We start from the raw sequence: 24,556 nt of genomic DNA on the forward strand, positions 1-24,556 counted from the left end.
AAACACCATGCTAACTAACCATTTCAAACAGGCCCTGCAGGAAAAACGCCCGCAGATCGGTCTGTGGCTGGGGCTGTGCAGCAGCTACAGCGCTGAACTGCTGGCCGGAGCCGGGTTCGACTGGCTACTGATCGACGGCGAGCATGCGCCCAACAATGTGCAAACGATATTGGGCCAGTTGCAGGCGATTGCGCCTTATGCCAGCCATCCGGTGGTGCGCCCGGCCTGGAACGATCCGGTGCTGATCAAACAGCTGCTGGACGTCGGTGCGCAAACCCTGTTGATCCCGATGATCCAAAACGCCGAACAGGCGCAGGAGGCGGTGCGGGCTACCCGTTATCCACCAAACGGTATTCGCGGGGTTGGCAGTGCGCTGGCTCGGGCCTCGCGCTGGAACCGGGTGCCGAATTACCTGCATCTAGCCGACAGCCAGATGTGCGTGCTGGTGCAGATAGAAACCCGAGAGGCGGTAAAAAATCTGGATGCCATCCTGGAAGTAGAAGGGGTGGACGGCGTCTTTATCGGCCCGGCGGATCTGAGTGCCGACATGGGCTTTGCCGGTAATCCACAGCATCCCGAAGTACAGCGCACTATCGACGATGCCATTGCCCGTATCCGTGCCGCAGGCAAGGCACCGGGCATCCTGATGGCACAGCAGGAACTGGCGCAGCACTATCTGGCATCCGGCGCGTTGTTTGTTGCCGTTGGCGTGGATACCACCCTGCTGGTGCGGGCGGCAGACTCCCTGCTCAGCAGTTTCAAACAGGATAAACCGGCGGGGACACCATCCCAGGGCGTTTACTAATCGGAGTCATCATGAGCAACGTCGATTCGCTCAAGCCGCTGAACCCGGCAGAGCAACATAAAGCGTTAACCGCCACCGAGCAGTCGGTGATTAAAAAGTTATTTCGGCGCCTGATTATTTTCTTATTTGTGTTGTTTGTTTTCTCTTTCCTTGATCGCATCAACATCGGGTTTGCCGGTTTGACCATGAAGCAGGACCTTGGTCTTAGCTCCACCATGTTCGGCCTGGCCGCAACGCTGTTTTACGTCACCTACGTGATCTTCGGTATCCCTAGCAACATGATGCTGAGCAGGGTGGGGGCACGGCGTTGGATCGCTACCATCATGGTGCTGTGGGGCATTGCTTCTACCTGCACCATGTTCGCCACTGGGCCAACCAGCCTGTACGTGCTGCGGATGATCGTCGGCATTACCGAGGCGGGCTTCCTGCCAGGGATCCTGGTGTATCTCACCTACTGGTTCCCGGCGTTTTACCGTGCCCGGGCCAACGCGCTGTTTATGATTGCCATGCCGGTCACGATGGCATTGGGGTCGCTGGTGTCCGGTTATATTCTGGCGCTGGATGGCATGATGAACCTGAAAGGCTGGCAATGGCTGTTCCTGCTGGAAGGGATCCCTTCGGTGATCCTTGGCGTGGTGGTGTGGTTCTACCTGGACGACACACCGGCCAAAGCCAAGTGGCTGACTAGTGAAGAGAAGGCCAGCCTAAAAGCGATGATGGAAGCAGACAAATTGCAACTGGTGCAGCCGGAAGGGCCAAGCAGCCACCGGGCATTGCAACAGCGCAGCCTGTGGCGTGAGGTGCTGACGCCGGTGGTGTTGATGTATACGCTGGCCTATTTCTGCCTCACCAATACTCTGAGCGCCATCAATATCTGGACGCCGCAGATCCTGCAGAGCTTCAACCAGAGCAGCAGTAACATCATGATCGGTTTTCTGGCGGCAATCCCGCAAATCTGTACCATCGCCGGTATGATCTGGTGGAGTAAACGTTCGGATCGCCTGCAGGAGCGTAAATTCCATACCGCGTTACCTTATCTGTTTGCCGCGGCGGGTTGGTTGTTGGCTTCGGCGACCAACCACAGCATGGTTCAACTGTTAGGGATCGTGATGGCGTCGGTCGGCTCGTTTACCGCGATGGCGATCTTCTGGACCACGCCGGATCAGTCAATCAGCTTCGAAGCTCGAGCGGTGGGGATCGCGGTGATCAACGCCACCGGTAACATCGGCTCGGCGGTCAGCCCGCTGCTGATCGGCTGGTTCAAGGATGTGACCGGCAGCTTTAACTCCGGGCTCTATTTTGTCTCGGCGTTGTTGATTATCGGGGCCGTGCTGGTATGGCGCATCCCGATGAAGGACTCGCGCCCGCGGGCCACGCCATAAACTTTGATAGTGCTTGAGGATACGCCCCCTCTCCCTTTGGGAGAGGGTCGGGGTGAGGGGAAATTGAATCGGTAATATTTTCCTTTTCACCCATTCCTTCTCTTATTTTCACCGGAGGATAACGTGCAGAAAAGTAACGGCTTTATCGCCAATATCGATATTGGCAAAGAGTATGACGCGCGTTACGCCGCTGATGAGGTGCACTACGAAACTTTTGCCGGGCTGGCGGCATTTTTTGGCCGGGATATGCAGGTGCACTGGCACGACCGCTTCTTCCAGTTGCATTATCTGGCCACTGGCAGGATAGAGCTACAGCTCGACGATCAGCACTATTCGGTGCAGGCTCCGCTGTTTATCCTCACCCCACCCTCAGTACCACACGCCTTTTTCACCGAACCAGACAGTGACGGTCACGTGTTAACGGTGCGGCAGGAACTGATCTGGCCGTTGCTGGAACGCCTGTATCCGGGCAGTAATCTGGCGCTGGATATGCCGGGAATTTGCCTTTCGCTGGCCGCAGTACCGCAAGAGTTGGCGGCGCTTGGGCATTATTGGGAACTGATCGCCCGCGAGTTCAGCCAAAAGATGGCCGGGCGCGAGCAGACGCTGGCATTGCTGGCCCAAGCGGTCTTCACGTTGATGCTGCGCAATACCTCATTGGATGACAAGGCCGCCAGCGGCGTGCGCGGCGAACTGAAGCTGTTCCAGCGTTTTAACAAGATGGTGGACGAGCGTTTTCGCGATCACCTGTCGGTGCCGGAATATGCCCAGTCGCTGGGAGTGACGGAATCACGCCTCAACGACCTGTGCCGCCGTTTTGCCAATCGGCCACCCAAGCGGTTAATCTTCGATCGCCTGCTGCGTGAAGCCAAACGGCTGCTGCTGTTCAGCGCCTGCACGGTGCATGAAACGGCTTACAGCCTGGGGTTCAAAGATCCCGCCTACTTCGCACGCTTCTTCAATCGGCTGGAAGGCTGTTCGCCTTCCGCCTATCGCGCTACGCAACACGTGCTGTCATAACCAGGAGCGGGTCAGCCTTTGTTGGCCACCAAATCCGCGACTAGCCGGTTGACCGGATCGCTCATATTGGTGAACTTGGTCAACTCCGAGCGGGTAACAACCACAAACACACCGATATTTTGCTGCGGCACCATCGCCATATAGGTGATGAAGCCGCCGCCGCCGCCGGTTTTCTGGATGATCCCTGGCAGACCGTCTTTCGGCGCCATATAGACCCAGCCCAGCCCTAAAGCAGAGGCTTCACCCGGTACGTCCATGCCTTTCAGTGACGTCAGATCTTTGCGCTGGAAATACATGGTTTGTTCGGTTAAAGCCGTTGGCTTGCGCGAGCCGCTTACGTTGGAGGAGAGGAACTGCTGCATCCAGCGCTGCATATCGCGCGGCGTTGAGTAAACGCCACCGCTGCCACTGGCGGCTGTGGTATCGCGGCAGGCGCTTGGCCCAGAGGCAGCCACCATCAGGCGTGAGCACTGCTCTGCGCTTGGCGTCAGCGTGGTATCAACCATCCCCAGTGGGCCAGTGACTTTCTCGCGCAACAAGACGTTATAAGGCTTGCCAGCGGCACGTGACAACGCATCGGCCAATAGGTCGTAGGCCAGATTGGAGTAGGCCGCCCGCACGCCCGGTGGCACGGTAATGGTGGCATGAGACAACCACTGCCAGCGCTGCGACTTGGTGGGCCAGGTAAACACCGGCGTTTTTGGCGGTTTCTTGCCGGGTTGCTCACGCGGCAGGGCGCTGGTGTGCGTTGCCAGGTTCAGCAAGGTAATCGGCTGGCGAGAATTGTAGGCAGGAACGACGGCCCCTTTGGGAGCATATTTGCGCAGTGGATCGGTGAGTTTAACCTTACCTTCCGCCGCCATTTTGACCATCACTTCGCTGGTCATCAGTTTGGTGATGGAGGCGATGCGGATCAGGGAATCTGGCCGTGGACGCAGATCGTTGCCCGGTTTGGTATCGCCAAAACTGCGGTTAACCACCTGATTGTTATCGATCACCACCAGCGCCATACCGGTTGCGCCGCTGTTATAGAAGATATGTTCAGCATACCGATCGACAATCTGTGAGGTGAGCTGCGCGTCGGTCGCCTGACTGGCCAAGGGGGTGGCACACAGGCCAAGCGCCAGCAATAACGTGGAGAGTGAGGTCTTCAACGGTCGTGTTCCATATAAAAATGTGGCAGGGAAGGCGTAAGTTGTCCGCTAGTGTAATGCGCTACGGCGCGATTGGCATGTGGTAAAAGTGGCGACAGGTAAAAGTTTTTCACCTTTCCCCTTCCGGCGAAGGGGAAAAGATCAGGCGACTGGCTGAGGGTGGGGGGCTAGCTGAATATTGTTGCGGCCACTGTTTTTGGCCCGGTACAGCGCGGCGTCGGCGGCACAGATCGCAGAGTCGATGTCCAGCTTATCCAGAGCAGAAATCCCGGCGCTTAACGTCACCCTGGTTGTCTCCTGCGCGTGGAAACGATGGGTGATGGTCAATTCCTGCACGCATTGGCGCACCTTTTCCGCCAGATAGGCCGCGTAATCTTCACCGACGTTGGTCAGCAGAACCAAAAACTCTTCTCCGCCGTAACGCACCACGATATCCCGTGAGCGCACCGCATCGCGGATGGTCGTTGCCACCTGGACTAAAGCTTGATCGCCCAGGGTGTGACCGTAGCGATCGTTGTAGACCTTGAAGTGGTCAATATCGAGTAGCAGCACAAAGTGGTTGCCCGAAGTGGGCGAGAGCAACTGATCCAGCTTACTCTCCAGCCCACGGCGGTTATACAGGCCGGTTAGCGGATCGATCATGCTCAGATCGCTGAACTTATCCCGTTCGTGATACAGGTTGGCCACCAGATGTTGGGTAAACATTTCGCTGCGCTTCAACAGCAAATGATGCACCGAGAAGGCGACGATTGGCAGCAGGGTGGTGAACAGAATACGCATGGTGTTATGCATGCCGTCCAGCCACAGGATTATCAGCGCCGAGGGAACGGCATGCAGACAGAAGGCCAGCAGGTTATCCGTCAGCGAGATCGCGCTGATAAAGAAAATACTGAACAGGCTGATCAGCAAAAAGCTGTGGTTGTCACTGGCGATAAGTTGACTCTTGCTATAGATGTGCGCTGCCCATAGCAACCCAAGGGTGATGGCGAGCAGGTTGAGCCTTTGGACATAGTGGCGCGGTGAATACAGCGTAAATAGCATGGCCGCCAGGCAAATTGCTGGAATGCACAATAGCGGCAGCGTGAATGCCGGGATTTCTTTAAAGGGCACGAATAAAGTAAAAATGGCAGAGGCTGCATTCATCAACAAGAAAAGAAACAGGGATAAGCGCTGTTTGCTGGTTTGCAGTTGCTGATAAGAACGCGAGTTCATACGGGGATCACTCTTTACCAATGGGGCCGGTCGAAGGAAAAATGTTGGACAATGCCTGCTGAATAATTCCAATTAGTTATTATTAACAGACTATAAATGTTAAGAATTTTCTTATATGAAACTAACATTTTTCGCGCAGGCTGTCATCCGCGTTCAGCCGGATCTTGAAAAGAGTGCGGGCCCAAAAAAAGTGTTATATGATATTGGTTATCATTATCACTTAAAGGGTGGGGTTATCATGTTAGCAGCCATGGTTACCGCTTGTGGATTATGGGGCATCAGTTGGTGCCTGGGGAATCGGCTTGCCAGCGCCTGGGGCGTGTTGCTGCCCTGTGCTCTGATGCCGTTTCTGGCGTTGATCGACCTGGATATGATGCAACTACGTACTCTGATCGTGGTTGCTATGCTGGCCACGCTGGTGATGCTGTTTAACAGCCGCTGGCGTCATTACCTGCTGCTCCCTTCCTGCATGGCTCTAGCCGGAGGACTGGCCGCAATCAGCCTGCATTTCAGCTTTAACTGAAACGACAAAACCACGCCTGAGCGTGTTGGTTTTTTCAGTGAGTTTTAATGCAGGAACAGCTAGAAGAGAACCCATCAAGTGGTGCGAAGAGAGGGACTTGAACCCTCACGTCCGTAAGAACACTAACACCTGAAGCTAGCGCGTCTACCAATTCCGCCACCTTCGCACAGTTTGATGTGTTGCTTTGATGTCGATTTATATCACCAGCTTGGTGCGAAGAGAGGGACTTGAACCCTCACGTCCGTAAGAACACTAACACCTGAAGCTAGCGCGTCTACCAATTCCGCCACCTTCGCATACGATGCTGTGCAATATAAATCATGTGGTTATTTGGTGCGAAGAGAGGGACTTGAACCCTCACGTCCGTAAGGACACTAACACCTGAAGCTAGCGCGTCTACCAATTCCGCCACCTTCGCATACCAGATACGTTACCGGAGTAACGCTACCACGGAGGCGAATTCTAGAGATTTTGGCGGGGACGTCAATAGTTATTTCCTGGATTAGCGGCGTTTGCTGTAAAAAACGGCATATCAGCGCTTTTATGGCCCTCGAACAACGTAATCAGCCAATCAATCAATACCCTGACACGAGGGGCGAGGAAACGGCCAGGCGGATACATGATGTAGATCGGCATCGGCGGTGGTGGCGTATCGGCCAGCACTTCCACCATTTCACCACTTTGCAACCAGGGAGAGAGCGTATAACGCGCCCCCTGGATGAGGCCCAATCCGGCACGGCAGGCACTGGTGTAGGCATCGGCTCCGCTAACGCTCAATCTGCTTGGCAATTCGCGAAGCTCAAGGTGACCATCACGGCAAAATTCCAGCGGGTAGTTGCGGTTATTCACCAAAGAGAAATAGCCCACCGCCCGATGATGTTGCAGCTCGTCGATCGATTGTGGGGTACCAAACGCTTTTAGATAATCGGGGGAGGCGCAGGTGAGCTGCGGCAGTTGGGCAATCCGCCGGGCAACCAGCGTATCGTCTGCGGTTTCCCAAGCCCGCAGCACGCAGTCCACACCTTCGCGCAGCAGATCAACGTGGGTGTCGTTGGCCCCCAGCGCAATTTCTATTTCTGGATAGCGTTGATAGAACTCATCGAGCGCCGGGATAACGATTTCCCGCGCCAGCGAATGGGGCATATCGATCCGCACCTTGCCGGTAGGTTGCAGCTTGTGGTGGCTGAACAGGGTATCTGCTTCTTCCAGGGCGTCCAGCAGGTGCAGACAACGTTGGTAGTACAGCGTCCCCTCGGCGGTGACCTGAACCTGGCGCGTGGTGCGCACCAATAATCTGACGCCAAGCCGTTGCTCCAGGCGTTTGAGCACGTTGCTTACCGTGGCTCGCGGCAGTTGTAACCGTTCGGCCGCGCGGCTGAAGCTGCCTAGTTCCACGATCCGGGTAAAGATGCGCATAGCCTGAACCTGATCCATTTTTCCGCCCGCATTGTTGGTGATTTATGAACAGTGATGTGCAATCTGCATTATTTATCTTTGTGGCATAAACAACCAGACTTTGTTTCGACATCCATGTTCAACAAGGACCACACAATGCAACAGCGCAAATTAGGTACTAATGGCCCCCTCGTCTCTGCCCTGGGTTTAGGTTGCATGGGGATGAGCGATTTTTACTTCACCGGCTATGACGAGCAGGAAGCGATCGCCACGCTACATCGGGCTCTGGAACTGGGGGTGACGCTGCTGGACACCGCAGATATGTACGGCCCGCACACCAATGAACAACTGATCGGCAAGGCGATCAAAGGCAAACGCGACCAGGTATTTCTGGCCACCAAGTTCGGTATTGTGCGCGATCCGGCAGATCCCACAGCGCGGGGCGTGAGCAGTAAACCGGACTATATCCGTCGCTCGGTAGAAGGCAGCTTGCAGCGGCTGGGGGTAGAAACCATCGATCTTTACTACCAGCATCGGGTCGACCCTACGGTACCGATCGAAGAGGTGGTTGGCACCCTGGCGGATCTGATCAAAGAAGGCAAGATCCGTCATATTGGCCTGAGTGAAGCCTCGGTTGCCACGTTGGAACGCGCTCACCAGGTGCATCCGATCACCGCGTTGCAGACTGAATATTCCTTGTGGAGCAGGGATGCCGAGCAGGGGCAACTGGCCGCTTGCCAACGTTTGGGCATTGGCTTTGTCGCCTATAGCCCGCTTGGGCGTGGCTTCCTGACCGGGGCGATCCAGAGTATCGAGGACTTGGCTGCAGACGATTTCCGCCGCGACAATCCACGTTTTCAAGGGGAAAACTTTGCTCGCAATCTGGAGCTGGTCACCAAGGTCAGTGAACTGGCCAGGCAGAAAGGCGTGACCCCGTCGCAACTGGTGTTGGCCTGGGTAATGGCGCAGGGGGAAAATATTGTCCCAATCCCTGGTACCAAACGTCGGCGCTATCTGGAAGAGAACGTCGCGGCAGCGGAGATCTCGTTAAGTGAGCAGGAATTGGCAGCGATCGAGGCTGTATTCCCACAGGCAGGCGTGGCAGGTGCACGCTATACAACGGTAGGTATGGAGTTGGTTAACGGTTGATGGCAGGGGGCTACAGTGAGGATATTTCCCCCTAACCAGAGTGGTAAGGGGGAATCCTGACCTACTACCTTTTCTTCTTCGCATCGCGTGGCTGGCGGGCCACGGTGGCTTTGTACACCTTGAAGCGGCCATTCTGCGCCAACACTTCATGGCTGCCGAAGGTGGCATCCAGAATATCCGGGTAAGGCAGGAAGGCGTTGGCGACGATACGCAGTTGGCCACCGATTGGCAGGTGTTTTAACGCCCCGCGGATCAGCGTTTCTGCGGCGGTCAGGCTGGTGGCCAGGCCGTCATGGAACGGTGGGTTGGAGATGATCAGGTCAAAGCGGCCGGTAATGTCGGAGTAGACGTTACTGACGATCACTTCCCCTTCAATACCGTTGGCAGCCAGTGTCGCCCGGCTGGATTCTACGGCTGCGGCGTTGACGTCGCTGAGGGTCAGCTTCATTTTCGGCGACAGTTTAGACAGCACCGAAGCCATTACGCCAGCGCCACAACCCACGTCCAGCACTTTGCCTTTCATGTGTTTTTCCAGCGTGGAGAGCAGCAGTGAACTGCCAACGTCCAGGCCGTCACGGCTGAACACGCCAGGCAGCGTCTTCACTTCCAGATCGTGCAGCTGATAGCTTTCCCACCAGTCGGCCAGATCAAACTGGGTCTGCACATCGATGCGGCCATGATACAACCCACAGCGGCGAGCGCTGTCGATCTTGGCAAGCGTGGCATGGCCTTCCAGGGTTTGTTCCGCACTGCGCACGCCGCTGCGGTTTTCACCGACGACAAAAATTTCTGCGCCAACCGGCAGCAGGGCCAGGATATTGCACAGTTGGAACTGAGCTTCCTGCTTGCTCTTTGGCCAGTAATACACCAGCGTATCGCACTCGGCGACGAAGGCAGGATCGATCGTCAGGCCGAACTGTGCATGCTCTCCCATCGTCCGGTTCAGTAACTGCCAGTGATGGTATTGCTGGGTGTGGACACGCACATCCGCGGCCTCGAATTGGGCCGGCAGGGTATCCTGCAGATCGCCGGCAAACAGCACGCGGCGTTCCATAAATTCATCACTGTGGCGCAGCATGACTTCACTGGCGGGGGTTAATGCAGACATCAGTTTTCGGCTCCTCAAGATTTAGCCGGAGATTATAGAGCTTTGTGGCCAGATGTTCGACGGGTTTGTTGGCGCAGGCTGCGCGGGTTTGTTAGCATAGCGCGGCATAGGGCAGGTAGGGTGCGTCACACACGGGGATCGGCATGGCATCAAAACGCGACTGGTTGTTACAACAGCTGGGGATTACGCAGTGGACATTACGCCGCCCTGGAGTGTTGCAGGGGGAGGTGGCGGTAAGCGTGCCCCCACACGTGCGCCTGCTGGTGGTGGCGCAGACATTGCCAGACCAGCACGACCCGCTGTTTTGTGACGTGCTGCGCAGCCTGGGGCTGACGGCGGCACAAACCTATGGCCTGACACCGGATCAGGTAGCGATGCTGCCACAAGATACCGAGTGCAACAGTTGGCGGTTGGGCGTCACGGAGCCGTTAGCGGTGGCCGGCGCGCAACTACATAGCCCGGCGCTGGCCGAGCTTTCTCAAGATGCGAGTGCGAAACGCGCGCTCTGGCAGCAGATTTGTCATCATGAACAGCATTTCTACCCTGACAGCGGCCGATCTGGCCACAGCCTTCAAGATTGAACAAGCCAGCCATGCGTTTCCCTGGACCGAGGCGACGCTAGCCAGCAATCAGGGTGAACGTTACCTTAACCTGAAACTGGAAGCTGAAGGGCAAATGGCGGGTTTTGCCATTACCCAAATCGTGCTGGACGAAGCCACGCTGTTTAATATTGCCATCCATCCAAGCTGGCAGCGCCGGGGCTTTGGCCGCACTTTGCTGACTGCCGTGATCGAGCAATTGGCAGCGCGCGGTGTGGTCACTCTATGGCTGGAGGTTCGAGCCTCCAACCGCGGAGCGATAGCACTCTACGAAGACCTTGGCTTCAATGAAGTGACGGTGCGCCGCAACTATTACCCCGCAGCCAGTGGCCGCGAAGACGCGATCGTTATGGCGCTGCCGCTGGGGTAGCTACTTATAGTTCCCCTTGTGCAGCCAGTTTGGCCTGCCATTATCTTGTACCGAAGAAACCATTGATTGTCACCGGTTGGTAAATCAGCGAAAATACTCGGCTACTATCTTTTTATTACCGCTTTGCCTGGCGCCGCGATTGGCGCGTTGTGATGATGAGCAGGGCGGACTAACCATAGAAACGTGAAAAACATGTCTCCTAGTGAATTCGCCCGCGAAGTTGCGAAAAGAAGAACTTTCGCCATTATCTCGCACCCCGATGCGGGTAAAACCACCATCACCGAGAAGGTGCTGTTATTCGGACACGCTATCCAGACCGCCGGTACGGTAAAGGGCCGTGGCTCCAGCCAGCATGCCAAATCCGACTGGATGGAGATGGAAAAACAACGTGGTATTTCAATCACCACCTCGGTGATGCAGTTCCCGTACCGCGACTGCTTGGTCAACCTGCTCGATACCCCTGGGCACGAAGACTTCTCCGAAGATACCTACCGTACCTTGACGGCGGTGGACTGCTGCCTGATGGTCATCGACGCCGCAAAAGGCGTTGAAGATCGTACCCGCAAGCTGATGGAAGTTACCCGCCTGCGTGATACGCCGATCCTGACCTTCATGAACAAACTTGACCGTGACATCCGCGATCCGATGGAAGTGATGGACGAAGTTGAGCGCGAACTGAAAATCGCCTGCTCGCCGATCACCTGGCCGATCGGCTGCGGCAAGCTGTTCAAAGGGGTTTACCATCTCTATAAAGATGAAACCTATCTGTACCAGACAGGTAAAGGCCACACCATTCAGGAAGTGCGCATCGTTAAAGGGTTGAACAACCCGGAGCTCGATGCTGCCGTAGGCGAAGATCTGGCCGCCCAGCTGCGTGATGAGCTGGAACTGGTGCAAGGGGCCTCCCATGAGTTTGAGCAGGAAGCCTTCCTGGCAGGCGAACTGACCCCGGTGTTCTTCGGTACCGCTTTGGGCAACTTCGGTGTCGATCATATGCTTGATGGGCTGGTGGCCTGGGCGCCTGCGCCAATGCCGCGTAAAACCGATACCCGTGAAGTGGTCGCCGCTGAAGAGAAATTCACCGGCTTCGTGTTCAAGATCCAGGCAAACATGGATCCTAAACACCGCGACCGTGTGGCGTTTATGCGCGTGGTGTCTGGCCGCTATGAGAAAGGCATGAAGTTGCGCCAGGTTCGTACCGGCAAAGACGTGGTGATCTCCGATGCGCTGACCTTTATGGCCGGTGACCGCTCGCACGTTGAAGAAGCCTATCCAGGCGACATCATTGGCTTGCATAACCACGGCACCATTCAGATCGGCGATACCTTCACCCAGGGTGAGGATATGAAGTTCACCGGTATTCCGAACTTTGCGCCAGAACTGTTCCGCCGTATCCGCCTGCGCGATCCGCTCAAGCAGAAACAGTTGTTGAAGGGGCTGGTCCAACTGTCGGAAGAGGGGGCGGTGCAGGTATTCCGCCCAATCGCCAACAACGATCTGATCGTTGGTGCGGTCGGCGTGCTGCAGTTTGACGTGGTGGTTGCCCGTCTGAAAAGCGAATACAACGTGGAAGCGCTGTATGAATCGGTGAACGTCTCCACAGCCCGTTGGGTCGAGTGCGACGACGTGAAGAAATTCGAAGAGTTCAAGCGTAAGAGCGAGCTGAACCTGGCGCTGGACGGCGGCAACAACCTGTCGTATATCGCACCAACCATGGTGAACCTCAACCTGACTCAGGAACGCTACCCAGAAGTGGTGTTCCGCAAAACCCGCGAGCATTAATCTCGTCAACAGGGCGCTTCTAAGCGCCCTGTGTTTTCCTTCTTCAGCCCCCATCCTGCTAATTATTAAACCCTTCTCACTAATCCTTTCGTCTAGACCGAACAAGATTTTCCGCGATCTGGCGGCAAGTTTTCGCTGATGGTCTATATTTATCAGGGTGCGTAGCGATATCTGAGCGTAAAATACTATCGTATCCACATATTTTAGAGAGTTATTCGGTAGTGTTGCCGATCGGAGACAGTCCTATCTTAGTAATATCAATAAGATAGTGATGTGGATCCCAAATCAACTGTCATATGTCTCCAATAGACGACAGTTTTGCGCTTAATTGTTGCTCATTTGTTTTGTTGTTGTTGATTTTTAACGGCGTTTTTAACTTGGCACGGGCATTGCAGGTATACTTACCGTAGAGCAATAGTCCGGTCGTGAACGTTTGATTGTATAGAGATCGTGAAGTATTCATTTGAGTTAGCCGCACTCTGGCGGCACCAGAGCCCACAGCAGTTTGGGGTTCTACAACAAGAAGGAAGAGATCGATGAAAAATACCAAGTTTGCACATTCGCTGATGGCAGTCGTTTTGGGTTCGGTACTGGTTAGTGGTTCAGCCCTGGCTGAAGAGACCATGATGAACAAAGCATCAGGCGTAGTTGATAGTACTGGTGCCAAAATCGATAGCTCCATGAAAAAAGTCGACAACTATATGGATGACAGCGGCATAACGGCTAAAGTTAAAACTGCGCTGGTTGACGATAAAGCCATCAAAAGCACCGACATCTCGGTGGAAACCGAAAAAGGTGTGGTGACGTTAAGCGGTTTTGTCGCCACTCAGGCTCAGGCTGAGAAAGCGGTAGACGTTGCAGGTCGGGTAGAAGGGGTCAAATCCGTCAGCGATAAGCTACACGTGAAAGATCAAGCGACCCAGTCGGTGAAATCCTATGCCGGTGACACTGCGACTACCAGCGAACTGAAAGCCAAACTGCTGGCCGACGACATCGTGCCTTCACGCAACGTGAAAGTAGAAACCACCGATGGTGTGGTGCAGCTTTCCGGTGAGGTGAAAACCCAGGCGCAGTCTGATCGTGCAGAAAGTATTGCCAAAGCCATTGATGGCGTGAAAAGCGTCAAGAACGATCTGGCGGTAAAACCTTAATCGTCAGTAACAGTAAGCAACAACTCCCAGGCTAACGCCTGGGATGTACTACCAGAAATAGAATAATCCGCAGTTTTAAGCCGCACCCAGCAGGGGCGAGCCAAACGCGAAATTTTTATCACCATGGTAAGGAGAGGCTTATGTTTCGATGGGGCATTATATTTTTAGTTATTGCATTGATCGCCGCAGCACTGGGTTTTGGTTCGTTGGCAGGTACTGCTGCCTGGGCCGCCAAAGTCGTGTTCGTGGTAGGGATCATTCTGTTCCTGGTCAGCCTGTTTACCGGCCGTCGGCGCCCTTAGCGTCTCTCTAAACTGTAACAAAGCTTGATTCTTTTTCTCGGCGCCAGGAGGCAGGTCATGAATAGCGACATCATTGTTGGCCGTTGGAAACAGCTGAAAGGCCAGGTTTGGCAGGCATGGGCGGAGTTTTCCGGCAATGACGGCCTGTGGCTGGCAGGGAGCAATGACTGCCTCTCTGGCGTATTACAAGAAGATTACGGAAGAGAGCAAGAAGAGGTATCCTCGAGAAAACGGCCACATTGAGGATATAGGGTTGGGATACAGAATACCCATCACGCTCGGGAATATTGAACCCCTGGCGTATAAACCATACCGGCCCGGTAAAATGGCGCTGGTGTGTGAGGGCGGCGGACAGCGCGGTATCTTTACCGCCGGTGTACTGGATGAATTCCAGCGCGCCCGCTTCAACCCTTTTGAGCTGATGATTGGCACCTCTGCCGGCGCGCAGAACCTGTCGGCATTTATTTGTGGCCAGATGGGCTACGCACGGCGGGTGATCACCCGCTACACCACCTCTGCCAATTTCTTCAACCCGCTGCGCTTTGTACGTGGTGGGCATCTTATCGATCTCGATTGGTTGTTGGACATCACCTCGCAACAGTTGCCACTGGCCTTTGACGTGGCGGAGCAACAGTTGGGCGATGGCCGTGAATTTTTGATGTGTGCCTGCCGCAGCGATGACTTTACGCCGGTTTATCTCCCTGCGGCACGGGATAGCTGGTTACCGGCAATCAAGGCCTCCAGCGCCATTCCCGGTTTTTATCGTATGGGCGTAGAGCTGGATGGCATCAGCTATCAGGATGGCGGCATCAGCGATGCTATCCCCGTGGAAGAGGCCTATCGCCGTGGGGCGGATACCATCGTGGTGATCCGCACCGTACCTTCACAGATGGTTTATACGCCGAAGTGGATGAAACGCATGGAGCAATGGCTGGGTGAAAGCAGCCTGCAGCAAATGGTGCGGGTGTTGCAGCATCATGAGCAGAGCTATTTGCGCATCCAGCAATTTATTGAAAAACCTCCCGGTAAACTGCGCATCTTCGAAATATTCCCGCCTAAGCCGCTGGCGAGCAATGCGCTCGGCAGCCGTTTGCCCGCGCTTAATCGCGATTACCATCTGGGCCGCCGTTGTGGGCGCTATTTCCTGGCTACGGTTGGCCACTGGCTGCTGGAGCAGGAAAAGATGGATGGTATGAAGGTGAAAAAGTCGCTCTCGCGTCGTCTGATCCAGCCGGAAACCGTGCGGATGCCTTCGCCGATTATTACCGATGTGCTCAACCCGCAGGGCCATGCCGTGCAACCTGAACTGCCACCAAAAATCATCCTGCCAGGTGACGGAGATGTGCTGTGAGTTACGCCTTTACGGATACCCATTGCCACTTTGATTTCCCGCCTTTTAGCGGGGATGAGCAAGCGAGCCTGGCACTGTCCGCGCAAGCTGGGGTGCAGCAAATTATTGTGCCAGCGGTAACGGCCGATCGCTTTGTGCGTATTCTCAAACTGGCGCGCGAACATACTCCGTTGTTTGCCGCGCTGGGGTTACACCCACTGTATATCGCCCAACACCATGATGAGCAGCTCGAACAACTGGCAGGTTTTCTGGCCAGTAAGCCGCAGAAGCTGGTCGCGGTGGGGGAGATAGGGTTGGATCTGTATATGGCCGAGCCGCAGTTTGAACGCCAACAGGCGTTGCTCAAGGCACAGCTGAAGCTGGCAAAGCAGTATGATCTGCCGGTGATCCTGCACTCTCGCCGTAGCCACGATCAGTTAGCTGCCGCATTGCGTCGTACCGAGGTGCCGCGCCGTGGTGTGGTGCATGGCTTTGCTGGCAGTCTGGCTCAGGCGCAGGCCTTTATTCGCCTCGGTTATTACATTGGTGTAGGCGGCACGATCAGCTACGAGCGGGCGCAGAAAACCCGCCAGGTGATGGCGCAGTTGCCGTTGACCTCGCTGTTGCTGGAAACCGATGCGCCGGACATGCCGTTGGCGGGTTATCAAGGGCAGCCGAACCGACCTGAACGGGCTGCGGAGGTATTTCAGGTACTCTGCCAACTGCGGCCTGAATCTGCCGACGACATTGCCGAACAGCTACAACAAAATAGCCAATCCCTGTTTGCATTAGATCCGTACCTCTCACTTTAAATGTGATTTGAATCACGTTGTGTGATTTTCAGTTACTTCCACTTGTATATATTTGTGACATAAAACGAGTCTCATCCCGCCTCGCTCAGTATAATTGCGTCCCATTATCGCCCTTGGGCAACCCGTTTTATCCTGCGGGTCGGGGGCATTTCTTCTTCGCAACAGGGACATATTCGTATGCAACTCTTCATGAGCCTGGTCGGTATGGTGGTCTTGATCGCCATTGCGGTGCTGCTTTCCAGCAACCGGCGCGCTATTAAACTGCGTACCGTACTCGGCGCGTTTATCATCCAGGTTGGCATTGGCGCGCTAGTGCTCTATGTCCCGATCGGGCGACGTATTCTTGGTGGCATGTCGGAAGGGGTGGCAAACGTCATCGCTTACGGTAACGAGGGCATCTCTTTTATCTTTGGTGGCCTGGTTTCCGACAAAATGTTTGAAGTGTTCGGCGGTGGCGGCTTCGTGTTCGCCCTGCGCGTGTTACCGGTGATTGTGTTCTTCTCCTCGCTGATTGCGGTGCTCTATTACCTGGGCATCATGCAGGTGGTGATCAAGCTCCTCGGCGGTGGTTTACATAAGCTGTTGGGTACTTCGCGGACGGAATCGCTGTCAGCCACGGCCAATATTTTTGTGGGGCAGACCGAAGCGCCGCTGGTGGTGCGCCCTTATATCGCCACCATGACCCAGTCGGAACTGTTTGCCGTGATGTGCGGCGGCCTGGCTTCGGTAGCCGGTTCCGTGCTGGCGGGCTATGCCCAGATGGGCGTACCGTTGGAATACCTGATCGCCGCGTCCTTTATGGCCGCGCCGGGTGGGCTGTTGTTTGCCAAACTGATGGTGCCGGAAACCGAAAATACCCAAGACCGAGCCGATGCGATGAAGCTGATCGCCGAAGATGACCGCCCGGCCAACGTCATCGACGCTGCTGCCTCGGGTGCGGCATCCGGTATGCAGTTGGCGCTGAACGTGGGGGCGATGCTGTTGGCATTTATCGCTCTGATCGCGTTGCTTAACGGTATTCTTGGCGGTATTGGTGGCTGGTTCGATTTCCCACAGCTGTCGCTGGAGCTGATCCTGGGCTGGGTGTTCTCGCCAATCGCGTTCCTGATTGGTGTGCCTTGGAGTGAAGCGATGGTGGCCGGTTCGTTTATCGGGCAGAAGGTGATCGTTAACGAATTCGTGGCCTACATGAACTTTGGTGCCTACCTGCGTCCAGATGACGTGGTGGCTGCTGAGGGTCTACAGGTGTTGTCACAGCACACCAAGGCGATCATCTCCTTCGCGCTGTGTGGGTTTGCCAACCTGTCTTCCGTAGCTATCCTGCTGGGTGGTCTAGGCAGCATGGCACCAGGCCGTCGTCACGACATTGCTCGTTTCGGGTTGAAAGCGGTGGCAGCCGGTACCTTATCCAACCTGATGAGCGCCACCATCGCCGGATTCTTCCTGGCGTTGTAAGCTATACTTGATATCAACAACCAGGCTCTTGAAGGGGCCTGGTTGCCTGCAAAAAGGGCATTCGCCTGACGACCGCCGTCTCTTTAGTGAATTTGTGAACAATATCGCGTTATTTTGTGATGATCTTCACATATAATTCAGTCCTGTTACAGTGCTATCCTGTGTAGTGTGAATCAGAGCACAAATATGCCAGAGTGATCGTGTTCAAATGGCGATTGCTGGCTATGCGAAAATCGAAGGGCTATGTGCGGTGAGAAGGATCTCAGTTGCTGGCGTGGGAAGACTATCCCGCGCGCTATCTTCAAGGAACCAAGTCCGCTCGCCAACATCAGAATGCTCAGTTGGAGAGTTTTATGACCGAATTAACCGCAGCAGCGCAACGCGCGCTGAACCTGATGGATTTAACCACGCTGAACGAAGATGACACCGACGAGAAAGTGATCGCGTTGTGTCGTCAGGCGAACAGCCCGGCAGGCCATACTGCCGCCATCTGCATCTATCCGCGTTTTATCCCGATTGCCCGCAAAACGCTGCGTGAGCAGGGGACGCCAGATATCCGTATCGCCACCGTCACCAACTTCCCCCATGGCAATGATGATATCGACATCGCCGTGGCAGAAACCCGTGCGGCCATCGCCTACGGTGCCGATGAAGTTGACGTGGTATTCCCTTACCGTGCCCTGATGGCCGGTAACGAGGAAGTCGGGTTTGAGCTGGTCAAACAGTGCAAGCAGGCCTGCGCCGCTGCCAACGTGCTGCTGAAAGTGATCATCGAAACCGGTGAGCTGAAGCAGGCGGAACTGATCCGTAAAGCCTCCGAGATCTCTATCAAGGCTGGTGCTGATTTTATCAAGACTTCTACCGGTAAGGTGCCGGTCAACGCCACGCTGGAAAGCGCTGAGCTGATGATGACCGTGATCCGTGATATGGGCGTAGGCAAAACCGTTGGCTTCAAGCCAGCCGGTGGCGTGCGTACCGCTGAAGATGCTCAACAGTATCTGCAACTTGCCGGGCGTCTGCTGGGAGAAGACTGGGCCGACGCGCGCCACTTCCGCTTTGGTGCTTCGAGCCTGTTAGCCAGCCTGCTGACCACGCTGGGGCATAGCACCCAAGCCGCTGGTAACGGTTACTGATTTTCTCTCACGTCTTGTTGCGTTGGGGCTGCCAAGCGGCCCCGTTAACGCAGCGCGCAGGCGTATCGAATGACTCTATTTAGCTAAAACAGGGGGCTACTTTGTTCTTGGCACAAGAAATAATCCGTAAAAAACGTGACGGGCAACCGTTGAGCGAAGCTGAGATCCGCTTCTTCATTAACGGCATTCGCGATAACGTGGTGTCAGAAGGGCAGATTGCTGCGCTGGCGATGACCATCTATTTCCACGACATGACCATGCCAGAGCGTGTGGCGCTGACCATGGCAATGCGTGATTCCGGCACGGTGCTGGACTGGAAAAGCCTGTCGCTGAACGGCCCGATTGTGGATAAACACTCTACCGGCGGCGTGGGCGACGTGACTTCGCTGATGCTTGGCCCGATGGTGGCAGCCTGTGGCGGCTACGTACCGATGATTTCAGGCCGTGGTCTGGGCCACACTGGCGGTACGCTGGACAAACTGGAAGCGATCCCAGGTTTTGATATTTTCCCGGATGACAACGCGTTCCGTAAGATCATCAAAGACGTTGGCGTGGCGATTATCGGCCAGACCAGTTCACTGGCTCCGGCAGACAAGCGTTTCTACGCGACGCGCGATATCACCGCTACCGTCGACTCCATTCCGCTGATCACCGGCTCTATTCTGGCTAAGAAACTGGCCGAAGGGCTGGATGCGTTGGTGATGGACGTGAAGGTTGGCAGCGGTGCCTTTATGCCGACCTACCAGCTTTCTGACGATCTGGCGCAGGCGATCGTGGGCGTTGCGAATGGTGCCGGTTGCAAGACTACCGCGCTGTTGACCGATATGAACCAGGTGCTGGCTTCCAGCGCCGGTAATGCGGTCGAAGTGCGTGAAGCGGTACGCTTCCTGACCGGGGAATATCGCAATCCGCGTCTGCTGGAAGTGACCATGGCGTTGAGCGTGGAAATGCTGCTGTCTGGCGGCCTGGCTACCGACGATGCTGACGCTCGTGCCAAACTGCAGGCGGTGCTGGATAACGGCAAAGCGGCGGAAATCTTTGGCCGCATGGTGGCGGCACAGAAAGGCCCAAGCGATTTTATCGAGCGTTACGACAGCTATCTGCCAGCCGCGACGTTAACCAAGCCGGTTTATGCCGAGAAACCAGGTATCATTACCGCGATGGATACCCGTGCTCTGGGTATGGCGGTGGTGTCACTGGGCGGTGGCCGTCGTCGCGCGACCGACAGCATCGACTACAGCGTGGGCCTGACCGATGTGGCCCGCCTTGGCGACACTGTCGATACGCAGCGTCCATTGGCGGTTATCCATGCCAACGACGAAGAAAGCTGGCAGCAGGCGGCAGATGCGGTACGCAGCGCGATGGTTCTGGGCGACAAAGCGCCAGAAGTCACGCCGGTGGTTTACAAACGCATCACCGAATAACCTCTGTCTAAAGAATCAGGAGTGGCAGCGGCCTTTTCGCTGTCGCCCTCAGCGTGAATACGCAGGAGAGTATGATGAAACGTACATTTATTATGGTATTAGACTCATTCGGCATTGGCGCGAGTGAAGATGCCAAAAGCTTTGGTGATGAAGGTTCCGATACCCTTGGCCATATCGCTGCTGCCTGTGCGCGCGGCGAAGCCAACGTGGGCCGTAGCGGCCCGCTGACCCTGCCAAACCTGAGCCGTTTGGGCTTGGGCAAAGCGGCGGAAGAATCGACCGGCAAGTTCCCGGAAGGGTTGGATAAAGACGCTGAAATCATTGGTGCTTACGGCCATGCCAGCGAGCTTTCCTCCGGTAAAGATACGCCATCAGGTCACTGGGAAATTGCCGGTGTGCCAGTCTTGTTCGACTGGGGCTACTTCTCGGACGAGCACAACAGCTTCCCGCAGGAACTGCTGGACAAGCTGGTGGCGCGTGCCAACCTGCCAGGCTACCTCGGTAACTGCCATTCATCCGGTACCGTGATCCTGGATCAACTGGGCGAAGAGCATATGAAAACCGGCAAGCCGATTTTCTACACCTCTGCGGACTCGGTGTTCCAGATTGCCTGCCATGAAGAGACTTTCGGCCTGGATCGCCTTTACGAGCTGTGTGAGATCGCTCGTGAAGAGTTGACCGAAGGTGGCTACAACATCGGCCGTGTGATTGCCCGTCCGTTCCTGGGGAATAAGCCAGGTGAGTTCCAGCGTACCGGTAACCGTCACGATCTGGCCGTGGAACCCCCGGCTCCAACCGTGCTGAAAAAGCTGGTAGATGAGAAGGGTGGCGAAGTGGTTTCCATCGGTAAGATTGCCGATATCTATGCCAACGTAGGGATCACCAAGAAGGTGAAAGCTACCGGGATCGACGCCCTGTTCGACGCCACCTTGATCGAGATGGAAAAAGCCGGTGACAACACCATCGTGTTCACCAACTTTGTTGATTTCGACTCCTCCTACGGCCACCGCCGTGACGTGGCTGGCTATGCTGCCGCGCTGGAGCTGTTCGACCGCCGTCTGCCAGAGCTGCTGAAGCTGGTGAAAGGGGATGACATCATCATCTTCACCGCTGACCACGGCTGCGACCCGACCTGGCCAGGCACCGACCACACCCGTGAGCACATCCCGGTTCTGGTCTATGGCCCGAAAGTCAAACCAGGTTCGCTGGGGCATCGCGAAACCTTCGCCGATATCGGCCAGACCGTCGCCAGCTATTTTGGCGTATCGCCGATGGATTACGGCAAATCCATGTTTTAATATCGCTTTAATGACGCTGGCCTTGATGCCAGCGTCTTTATTTCAATGAATTGAGGGAAGTGATTATGGCAACGCCACATATTAATGCTGAGATGGGTGATTTCGCTGATGTAGTGCTGATGCCGGGGGATCCGCTGCGGGCAAAATATATCGCAGAAACCTTCCTGGAAGGCGCAGTGGAAGTGAACAACGTGCGTGGCATGTTGGGTTTCACCGGCACCTACAAAGGTCGTAAAATCTCGGTAATGGGCCACGGCATGGGCATCCCATCCTGCTCTATCTATGCGCGTGAACTGATTGCCGAGTTTGGCGTGAAGAAAATCATCCGTGTCGGCTCTTGTGGCGCCGTACGTGATGACGTCAAACTGCGTGATGTGGTGATCGGCATGGGGGCTTGTACCGATTCCCAGGTTAACCGTATGCGCTTCAAAGGCCACGACTATGCGGCCATTGCGGATTTCGACATGGTGCGTAATGCGGTAGACGCTGCGGCTGCTCAGGGCATCCCTGCACGCGTGGGTAATATCTTCTCCGCCGATCTGTTCTACACGCCAGATCCGGATATGTTCCAGGTGATGAAGAAGTACGGCATCCTGGGCGTAGAGATGGAAGCGGCAGGCATCTACGGCGTGGCCGCAGAGCTGTATGAAGAGTTTGGTAGCACGGCGTTGACCATCTGCACCGTTTCCGACCATATCCTGCGTCACGAGCAGACCACTGCTGCCGAGCGTCAGACCACCTTTAACGAGATGATCGTTATCGCGCTGGAATCTGTCCTGCTGGGCGACAAAGCGTAATGACCTCGCGGGCGCAGCACGCTGCGCCCCATTTTATCTATTCACCCTTATACCAACCTTTCTAGCTAATTCTTTACCTTTCCGCTAATTAGCGCTATTACTCTATTCATCTATCTATTCACTAATCTATTCAGCGATGAGCACAGTCGAAAAAATTCTGCGTAATGGACCCGCTTCTTCCCGGGAACTGACTGCCGCATTGGGGATCAGCCAACCCACGCTGTCGCGCCGTATCCGCGATTTGGCAAGATCGGTTCTGGTCATCGACAAAGGCAGATCCACGCGTTATGCGCTCAGGCGGGAGGTGGCTGGTGAGTCGAATTTCCCACTGTATCAAATCGATAAGCTGGGTAAGGCGCATCTGTTTGCCACGCTCTATTCCCTCTATCCGGCAGACAGCTGCGCGGTGTTCGATGAACAAAGCGGTAAGTGGCAGTTGTATGATGGTTTGCCTTGGTATCTGAACGATCTGCGCCCGGTAGGTTTTCTTGGCCGCGCCTGGGGGAAAGCCGTTGCACGGCAGCTAAAGTTGCCGGAAGACGTTCTGCAATGGAATGAAGAACAGCGCCTGGTAGCGCTTTGTCATTATGGTGAGGATATGAGTGGCGATCTGTTGCCAGGCGCAGAGAGTTATCAGCGTTGGTTAACGCGTGCGGCTGAAATCCCGGTACCGATGGCGGGCAAGGCCAAGCATTACGCTACGCTGTCTACACGCGCATTAGCGGGGGAACTGATTGGTTCTTCTGCCGGTGGCGAGCAGCCCAAGTTTAGTGCCTATGCCGAACTGTCGGGAGGTCGCCGAAGTCATGTGTTGGTGAAGTTCAGTACGGTACCGGACAACGCCATTGCGCAACGCTGGAGCGATTTGCTAATCGCAGAGTCATTGGCATTGCAAGTGGTTGCAGAGGCCGGGTTGTGTTCCGCACCGACAAAGGTGCTGTTTGGCGATAACCAACAGTGTTTTTTGGAGATCGAACGGTTTGATCGTATTGGTGAACATGGGAGAGTCGCTCTGGTTTCACTGGAAGCGTTGGATGCCGAGTTTAGCGGCAGCGGCGGGGCTAACTGGGTCACCGCAGCGGAAAAGCTATTGCAGCAGGGGATCATCGATCATCAAACCTGGAAAAAAATCGGTCTATATTGGGCATTTGGCAGGCTGATCGCCAATAGCGATATGCACCAGGGGAATCTATCGTTCCTGCGTACGGAGCAGTGGCCGATGGTATTGGCTCCGTTGTATGACATGTTGCCGATGGCGTTTGCCCCTGCCAATAGCGGTAATATGCGAAAAACAGCGGTGGAAATCAGATTGGGCAATGAGGTCAACGGCCCCATTTGGCGGCAGGCCGAGTTGATGGCGGTTGAATTCTGGCAGCGTACGGCACAACATCCGCAGATCAGCGAATCGTTCCGGGCCATTGCTGCTCAAATGCGGGTACAGCTTCAGACGCTGAACGATCGTATTCAGCGCTTGGCTTAATCTTTCTTTGTCTCTTCCTGCTCTGCCGGTTTCTCGTCATCACCATCATCTACCGTGTTACCTTCTGCCAGCGGCGTGTTGGCGGTTAGCAGGTAAGGCGACTGCTGCCAGCGGCTGCGGCGGCCTTGCAACAGGGTACGGGCCAAAATAATGCCGATGGCCAGCGCCAGCAGGATCATCAGGCGCAGCAGGTTGGTGGTGTTATCCACCTGTTTGGATTCGGTGGCCAGCACGTGAGTATCCAGCGTTACGCGGATAAAGCCCAGCGGGCCATCTTTGCCCTGGATTGACTCGACAAGTTGGTGGTTGAAGTAGCTACCCGCGCGTTTGCCATCCAGCGCCAGGCGATCGCGCACGCTAATCTGCTCGCCGGAATGGGCGATCAGGGTGCCGTCCAACTGATAGACGCTGGCGTCCAGAATACGGCTGTGATCGGTCAACTGCGTGAGAATGCGCTCAACCTGCTGATTGTCTATGTCGCTGTCGCCATCCATCAGCGGAGTCAGGCTAAAAGCCACCTGCTTGGTCAAGGTTTGTGCCAATTCTTCGACCTGTTCCGATCGCGCCATTTGGTGGCTCAGGCTAAAATAGGAGGCACCTTGCATCAACAGCACCAGCAACGCCAGGCAAATCAGGATAATCGCGGTGCGATGCAGGCGGAATTTCAGTTTAGCTTTAGCCATTAGGCTTCCTTTAGGGCGGTCATCCGGGAGTCACGATTGACCACCTGGCTGTGCGGTACCGGGATGTACCAATACCGCGAGCGCAGCGATGCGCTAGAGCGGCCAACTAGAGATTCATAGGGTAATATGTTGCCAGAAGCAATGGCGATAGGATAGCTTGATGCGTCGTTTTATCATGCAGTGTTATTCAGG

24 protein-coding genes and 3 tRNA genes are annotated in these 24,556 nt (G+C 55.4%); 19 read left to right on the forward strand and 8 right to left on the reverse strand.

What is annotated here, in order from left to right; genetic code table 11:
- Positions 1–7: 7 nt before the first annotated feature.
- From hpaI to hpaA, 3 genes are all read left to right on the forward strand, one after another.
- Entirely contained in the window at positions 8–805 is a 798-nt protein-coding gene (gene hpaI / locus KGP21_RS04170; RefSeq protein ID WP_021808006.1) for a 4-hydroxy-2-oxoheptanedioate aldolase, read from the forward strand.
- A gap of 11 nt (positions 806–816) precedes the next feature.
- On the forward strand, positions 817–2,187 hold the full coding sequence (hpaX, locus tag KGP21_RS04175) for a 4-hydroxyphenylacetate permease (protein WP_059199638.1): 1,371 nt from the start codon (positions 817–819) through the stop codon (positions 2,185–2,187).
- 123 nt (positions 2,188–2,310) lie between these two features.
- Positions 2,311–3,207, forward strand: a complete 897-nt coding sequence (hpaA, locus tag KGP21_RS04180) for a 4-hydroxyphenylacetate catabolism regulatory protein HpaA (protein ID WP_059199639.1) — start codon at positions 2,311–2,313, stop codon at positions 3,205–3,207.
- Between the two features lie 11 nt (positions 3,208–3,218).
- Here the strand turns inward: hpaA and ampH are convergent, their stop codons facing one another.
- Both ampH and KGP21_RS04190 read right to left on the reverse strand, forming a co-directional pair.
- Entirely contained in the window at positions 3,219–4,361 is a 1,143-nt protein-coding gene (ampH, locus tag KGP21_RS04185) for a D-alanyl-D-alanine-carboxypeptidase/endopeptidase AmpH (protein WP_021808009.1), read from the reverse strand.
- Positions 4,362–4,502: 141 nt separating this feature from the next.
- A complete protein-coding gene (locus KGP21_RS04190) occupies positions 4,503–5,573 on the reverse strand; it encodes a GGDEF domain-containing protein (protein WP_021808010.1) in 1,071 nt (356 codons plus the stop codon).
- A 238-nt stretch (positions 5,574–5,811) separates the two neighbouring features.
- Between KGP21_RS04190 and KGP21_RS04195 the strand changes: the two genes are divergently transcribed.
- Positions 5,812–6,096, forward strand: coding sequence for a DUF1435 domain-containing protein (locus KGP21_RS04195; protein WP_021808011.1), 285 nt, complete (start codon positions 5,812–5,814; stop codon positions 6,094–6,096).
- 79 nt (positions 6,097–6,175) lie between these two features.
- Here KGP21_RS04195 and KGP21_RS04200 read toward each other — a convergent pair.
- The 4 genes from KGP21_RS04200 to KGP21_RS04215 all read right to left on the reverse strand — a co-directional run bounded on the left by KGP21_RS04200 (position 6,176) and on the right by KGP21_RS04215 (position 7,530).
- Positions 6,176–6,262, reverse strand: a tRNA-Leu gene (locus KGP21_RS04200).
- Positions 6,263–6,305: 43 nt separating this feature from the next.
- A tRNA-Leu gene (locus KGP21_RS04205) sits at positions 6,306–6,392 on the reverse strand.
- A gap of 35 nt (positions 6,393–6,427) precedes the next feature.
- Positions 6,428–6,514, reverse strand: a tRNA-Leu gene (locus tag KGP21_RS04210).
- A 65-nt stretch (positions 6,515–6,579) separates the two neighbouring features.
- A complete protein-coding gene (locus tag KGP21_RS04215) occupies positions 6,580–7,530 on the reverse strand; it encodes a LysR family transcriptional regulator (protein ID WP_021808012.1) in 951 nt (316 codons plus the stop codon).
- 117 nt (positions 7,531–7,647) lie between these two features.
- Here KGP21_RS04215 and KGP21_RS04220 point away from each other — a divergent pair, with 117 nt between their 5' ends.
- Positions 7,648–8,640, forward strand: coding sequence for an aldo/keto reductase (locus tag KGP21_RS04220; RefSeq protein ID WP_223537284.1), 993 nt, complete (start codon positions 7,648–7,650; stop codon positions 8,638–8,640).
- 64 nt (positions 8,641–8,704) lie between these two features.
- Here KGP21_RS04220 and rsmC read toward each other — a convergent pair whose 3' ends face one another.
- On the reverse strand, positions 8,705–9,748 hold the full coding sequence (rsmC, locus tag KGP21_RS04225) for a 16S rRNA (guanine(1207)-N(2))-methyltransferase RsmC (RefSeq protein ID WP_024527242.1): 1,044 nt from the start codon (positions 9,746–9,748) through the stop codon (positions 8,705–8,707).
- Between the two features lie 143 nt (positions 9,749–9,891).
- Here rsmC and KGP21_RS04230 point away from each other — a divergent pair, with 143 nt between their 5' ends.
- The 14 genes from KGP21_RS04230 (at position 9,892) to yjjJ (ending at position 23,681) form a co-directional block, all read left to right on the forward strand.
- Positions 9,892–10,329: a DNA polymerase III subunit psi gene (locus KGP21_RS04230; protein ID WP_021179210.1), complete on the forward strand. Its 438-nt coding sequence runs from the start codon at positions 9,892–9,894 to the stop codon at positions 10,327–10,329.
- Positions 10,274–10,717 carry a ribosomal protein S18-alanine N-acetyltransferase gene (rimI, locus tag KGP21_RS04235; protein ID WP_037376676.1) on the forward strand — a complete coding sequence of 148 codons (444 nt, stop codon included), beginning with the start codon at positions 10,274–10,276 and terminating at the stop codon, positions 10,715–10,717. Before KGP21_RS04230 ends, rimI begins: the two co-directional genes overlap by 56 nt.
- A 192-nt stretch (positions 10,718–10,909) precedes the next feature.
- Entirely contained in the window at positions 10,910–12,499 is a 1,590-nt protein-coding gene (gene prfC, locus KGP21_RS04240; protein ID WP_021808015.1) for a peptide chain release factor 3, read from the forward strand.
- Between the two features lie 536 nt (positions 12,500–13,035).
- Complete coding sequence (gene osmY, locus KGP21_RS04245) at positions 13,036–13,650, forward strand: molecular chaperone OsmY (RefSeq protein WP_021808016.1); 615 nt, start codon at positions 13,036–13,038, stop codon at positions 13,648–13,650.
- A 140-nt stretch (positions 13,651–13,790) separates the two neighbouring features.
- Positions 13,791–13,952, forward strand: a complete 162-nt coding sequence (locus tag KGP21_RS04250; protein ID WP_004933089.1) for a DUF1328 domain-containing protein — start codon at positions 13,791–13,793, stop codon at positions 13,950–13,952.
- A gap of 57 nt (positions 13,953–14,009) precedes the next feature.
- Positions 14,010–14,195, forward strand: a complete 186-nt coding sequence (locus tag KGP21_RS04255; protein WP_021179216.1) for a CsbD family protein — start codon at positions 14,010–14,012, stop codon at positions 14,193–14,195.
- 10 nt (positions 14,196–14,205) lie between these two features.
- Complete coding sequence (locus tag KGP21_RS04260; RefSeq protein WP_223498863.1) at positions 14,206–15,303, forward strand: patatin family protein; 1,098 nt, start codon at positions 14,206–14,208, stop codon at positions 15,301–15,303.
- Complete coding sequence (locus tag KGP21_RS04265) at positions 15,300–16,094, forward strand: TatD family hydrolase (RefSeq protein ID WP_059199643.1); 795 nt, start codon at positions 15,300–15,302, stop codon at positions 16,092–16,094. Before KGP21_RS04260 ends, KGP21_RS04265 begins: the two co-directional genes overlap by 4 nt.
- A 177-nt stretch (positions 16,095–16,271) precedes the next feature.
- Positions 16,272–17,549, forward strand: coding sequence for a NupC/NupG family nucleoside CNT transporter (locus KGP21_RS04270; protein ID WP_059199644.1), 1,278 nt, complete (start codon positions 16,272–16,274; stop codon positions 17,547–17,549).
- 353 nt (positions 17,550–17,902) lie between these two features.
- Positions 17,903–18,682, forward strand: coding sequence for a deoxyribose-phosphate aldolase (gene deoC / locus KGP21_RS04275; RefSeq protein ID WP_037376682.1), 780 nt, complete (start codon positions 17,903–17,905; stop codon positions 18,680–18,682).
- 101 nt (positions 18,683–18,783) lie between these two features.
- A complete protein-coding gene (deoA, locus tag KGP21_RS04280) occupies positions 18,784–20,106 on the forward strand; it encodes a thymidine phosphorylase (protein WP_024527235.1) in 1,323 nt (440 codons plus the stop codon).
- A gap of 74 nt (positions 20,107–20,180) precedes the next feature.
- Entirely contained in the window at positions 20,181–21,404 is a 1,224-nt protein-coding gene (gene deoB, locus KGP21_RS04285; protein WP_021179221.1) for a phosphopentomutase, read from the forward strand.
- Between the two features lie 65 nt (positions 21,405–21,469).
- Positions 21,470–22,201: a purine-nucleoside phosphorylase gene (gene deoD, locus KGP21_RS04290; RefSeq protein WP_021179222.1), complete on the forward strand. Its 732-nt coding sequence runs from the start codon at positions 21,470–21,472 to the stop codon at positions 22,199–22,201.
- Between the two features lie 136 nt (positions 22,202–22,337).
- Positions 22,338–23,681 (forward strand): type II toxin-antitoxin system HipA family toxin YjjJ, encoded by a 1,344-nt coding sequence (yjjJ, locus tag KGP21_RS04295; RefSeq protein WP_223537287.1) that lies wholly within the window; start codon positions 22,338–22,340, stop codon positions 23,679–23,681.
- Here the strand turns inward: yjjJ and KGP21_RS04300 are convergent.
- Positions 23,678–24,364 (reverse strand): YtjB family periplasmic protein, encoded by a 687-nt coding sequence (locus tag KGP21_RS04300; protein WP_021179224.1) that lies wholly within the window; start codon positions 24,362–24,364, stop codon positions 23,678–23,680. The two genes, yjjJ and KGP21_RS04300, sit on opposite strands and share 4 nt — an antisense overlap.
- Positions 24,365–24,556: the final 192 nt, after the last annotated feature.

It is taken from the genome of Serratia sp. JSRIV004, from assembly GCF_019968705.1.
GTDB lineage: Bacteria > Pseudomonadota > Gammaproteobacteria > Enterobacterales > Enterobacteriaceae > Chania > Chania fonticola_B.

Excerpts from the sequence above, each read along its gene's own strand:
- hpaI (WP_021808006.1), top strand. The coding sequence starts at position 8 with ATGCTAACTAACCATTTCAAACAGGCCCTGCAGGAAAAACGCCCGCAG.
- hpaX (WP_059199638.1), top strand. The coding sequence starts at position 817 with ATGAGCAACGTCGATTCGCTCAAGCCGCTGAACCCGGCAGAGCAACAT.
- KGP21_RS04190 (WP_021808010.1), bottom strand. The coding sequence starts at position 5,573 with ATGAACTCGCGTTCTTATCAGCAACTGCAAACCAGCAAACAGCGCTTA.
- KGP21_RS04195 (WP_021808011.1), top strand. The coding sequence starts at position 5,812 with ATGTTAGCAGCCATGGTTACCGCTTGTGGATTATGGGGCATCAGTTGG.
- KGP21_RS04215 (WP_021808012.1), bottom strand. The coding sequence starts at position 7,530 with ATGGATCAGGTTCAGGCTATGCGCATCTTTACCCGGATCGTGGAACTA.
- KGP21_RS04220 (WP_223537284.1), top strand. The coding sequence starts at position 7,648 with ATGCAACAGCGCAAATTAGGTACTAATGGCCCCCTCGTCTCTGCCCTG.
- rsmC (WP_024527242.1), bottom strand. The coding sequence starts at position 9,748 with ATGTCTGCATTAACCCCCGCCAGTGAAGTCATGCTGCGCCACAGTGAT.
- KGP21_RS04230 (WP_021179210.1), top strand. The coding sequence starts at position 9,892 with ATGGCATCAAAACGCGACTGGTTGTTACAACAGCTGGGGATTACGCAG.
- rimI (WP_037376676.1), top strand. The coding sequence starts at position 10,274 with ATGAACAGCATTTCTACCCTGACAGCGGCCGATCTGGCCACAGCCTTC.
- prfC (WP_021808015.1), top strand. The coding sequence starts at position 10,910 with ATGTCTCCTAGTGAATTCGCCCGCGAAGTTGCGAAAAGAAGAACTTTC.
- osmY (WP_021808016.1), top strand. The coding sequence starts at position 13,036 with ATGAAAAATACCAAGTTTGCACATTCGCTGATGGCAGTCGTTTTGGGT.
- KGP21_RS04250 (WP_004933089.1), top strand. The coding sequence starts at position 13,791 with ATGTTTCGATGGGGCATTATATTTTTAGTTATTGCATTGATCGCCGCA.
- KGP21_RS04255 (WP_021179216.1), top strand. The coding sequence starts at position 14,010 with ATGAATAGCGACATCATTGTTGGCCGTTGGAAACAGCTGAAAGGCCAG.
- KGP21_RS04270 (WP_059199644.1), top strand. The coding sequence starts at position 16,272 with ATGCAACTCTTCATGAGCCTGGTCGGTATGGTGGTCTTGATCGCCATT.
- deoC (WP_037376682.1), top strand. The coding sequence starts at position 17,903 with ATGACCGAATTAACCGCAGCAGCGCAACGCGCGCTGAACCTGATGGAT.
- deoB (WP_021179221.1), top strand. The coding sequence starts at position 20,181 with ATGAAACGTACATTTATTATGGTATTAGACTCATTCGGCATTGGCGCG.
- deoD (WP_021179222.1), top strand. The coding sequence starts at position 21,470 with ATGGCAACGCCACATATTAATGCTGAGATGGGTGATTTCGCTGATGTA.
- yjjJ (WP_223537287.1), top strand. The coding sequence starts at position 22,338 with ATGAGCACAGTCGAAAAAATTCTGCGTAATGGACCCGCTTCTTCCCGG.
- KGP21_RS04300 (WP_021179224.1), bottom strand. The coding sequence starts at position 24,364 with ATGGCTAAAGCTAAACTGAAATTCCGCCTGCATCGCACCGCGATTATC.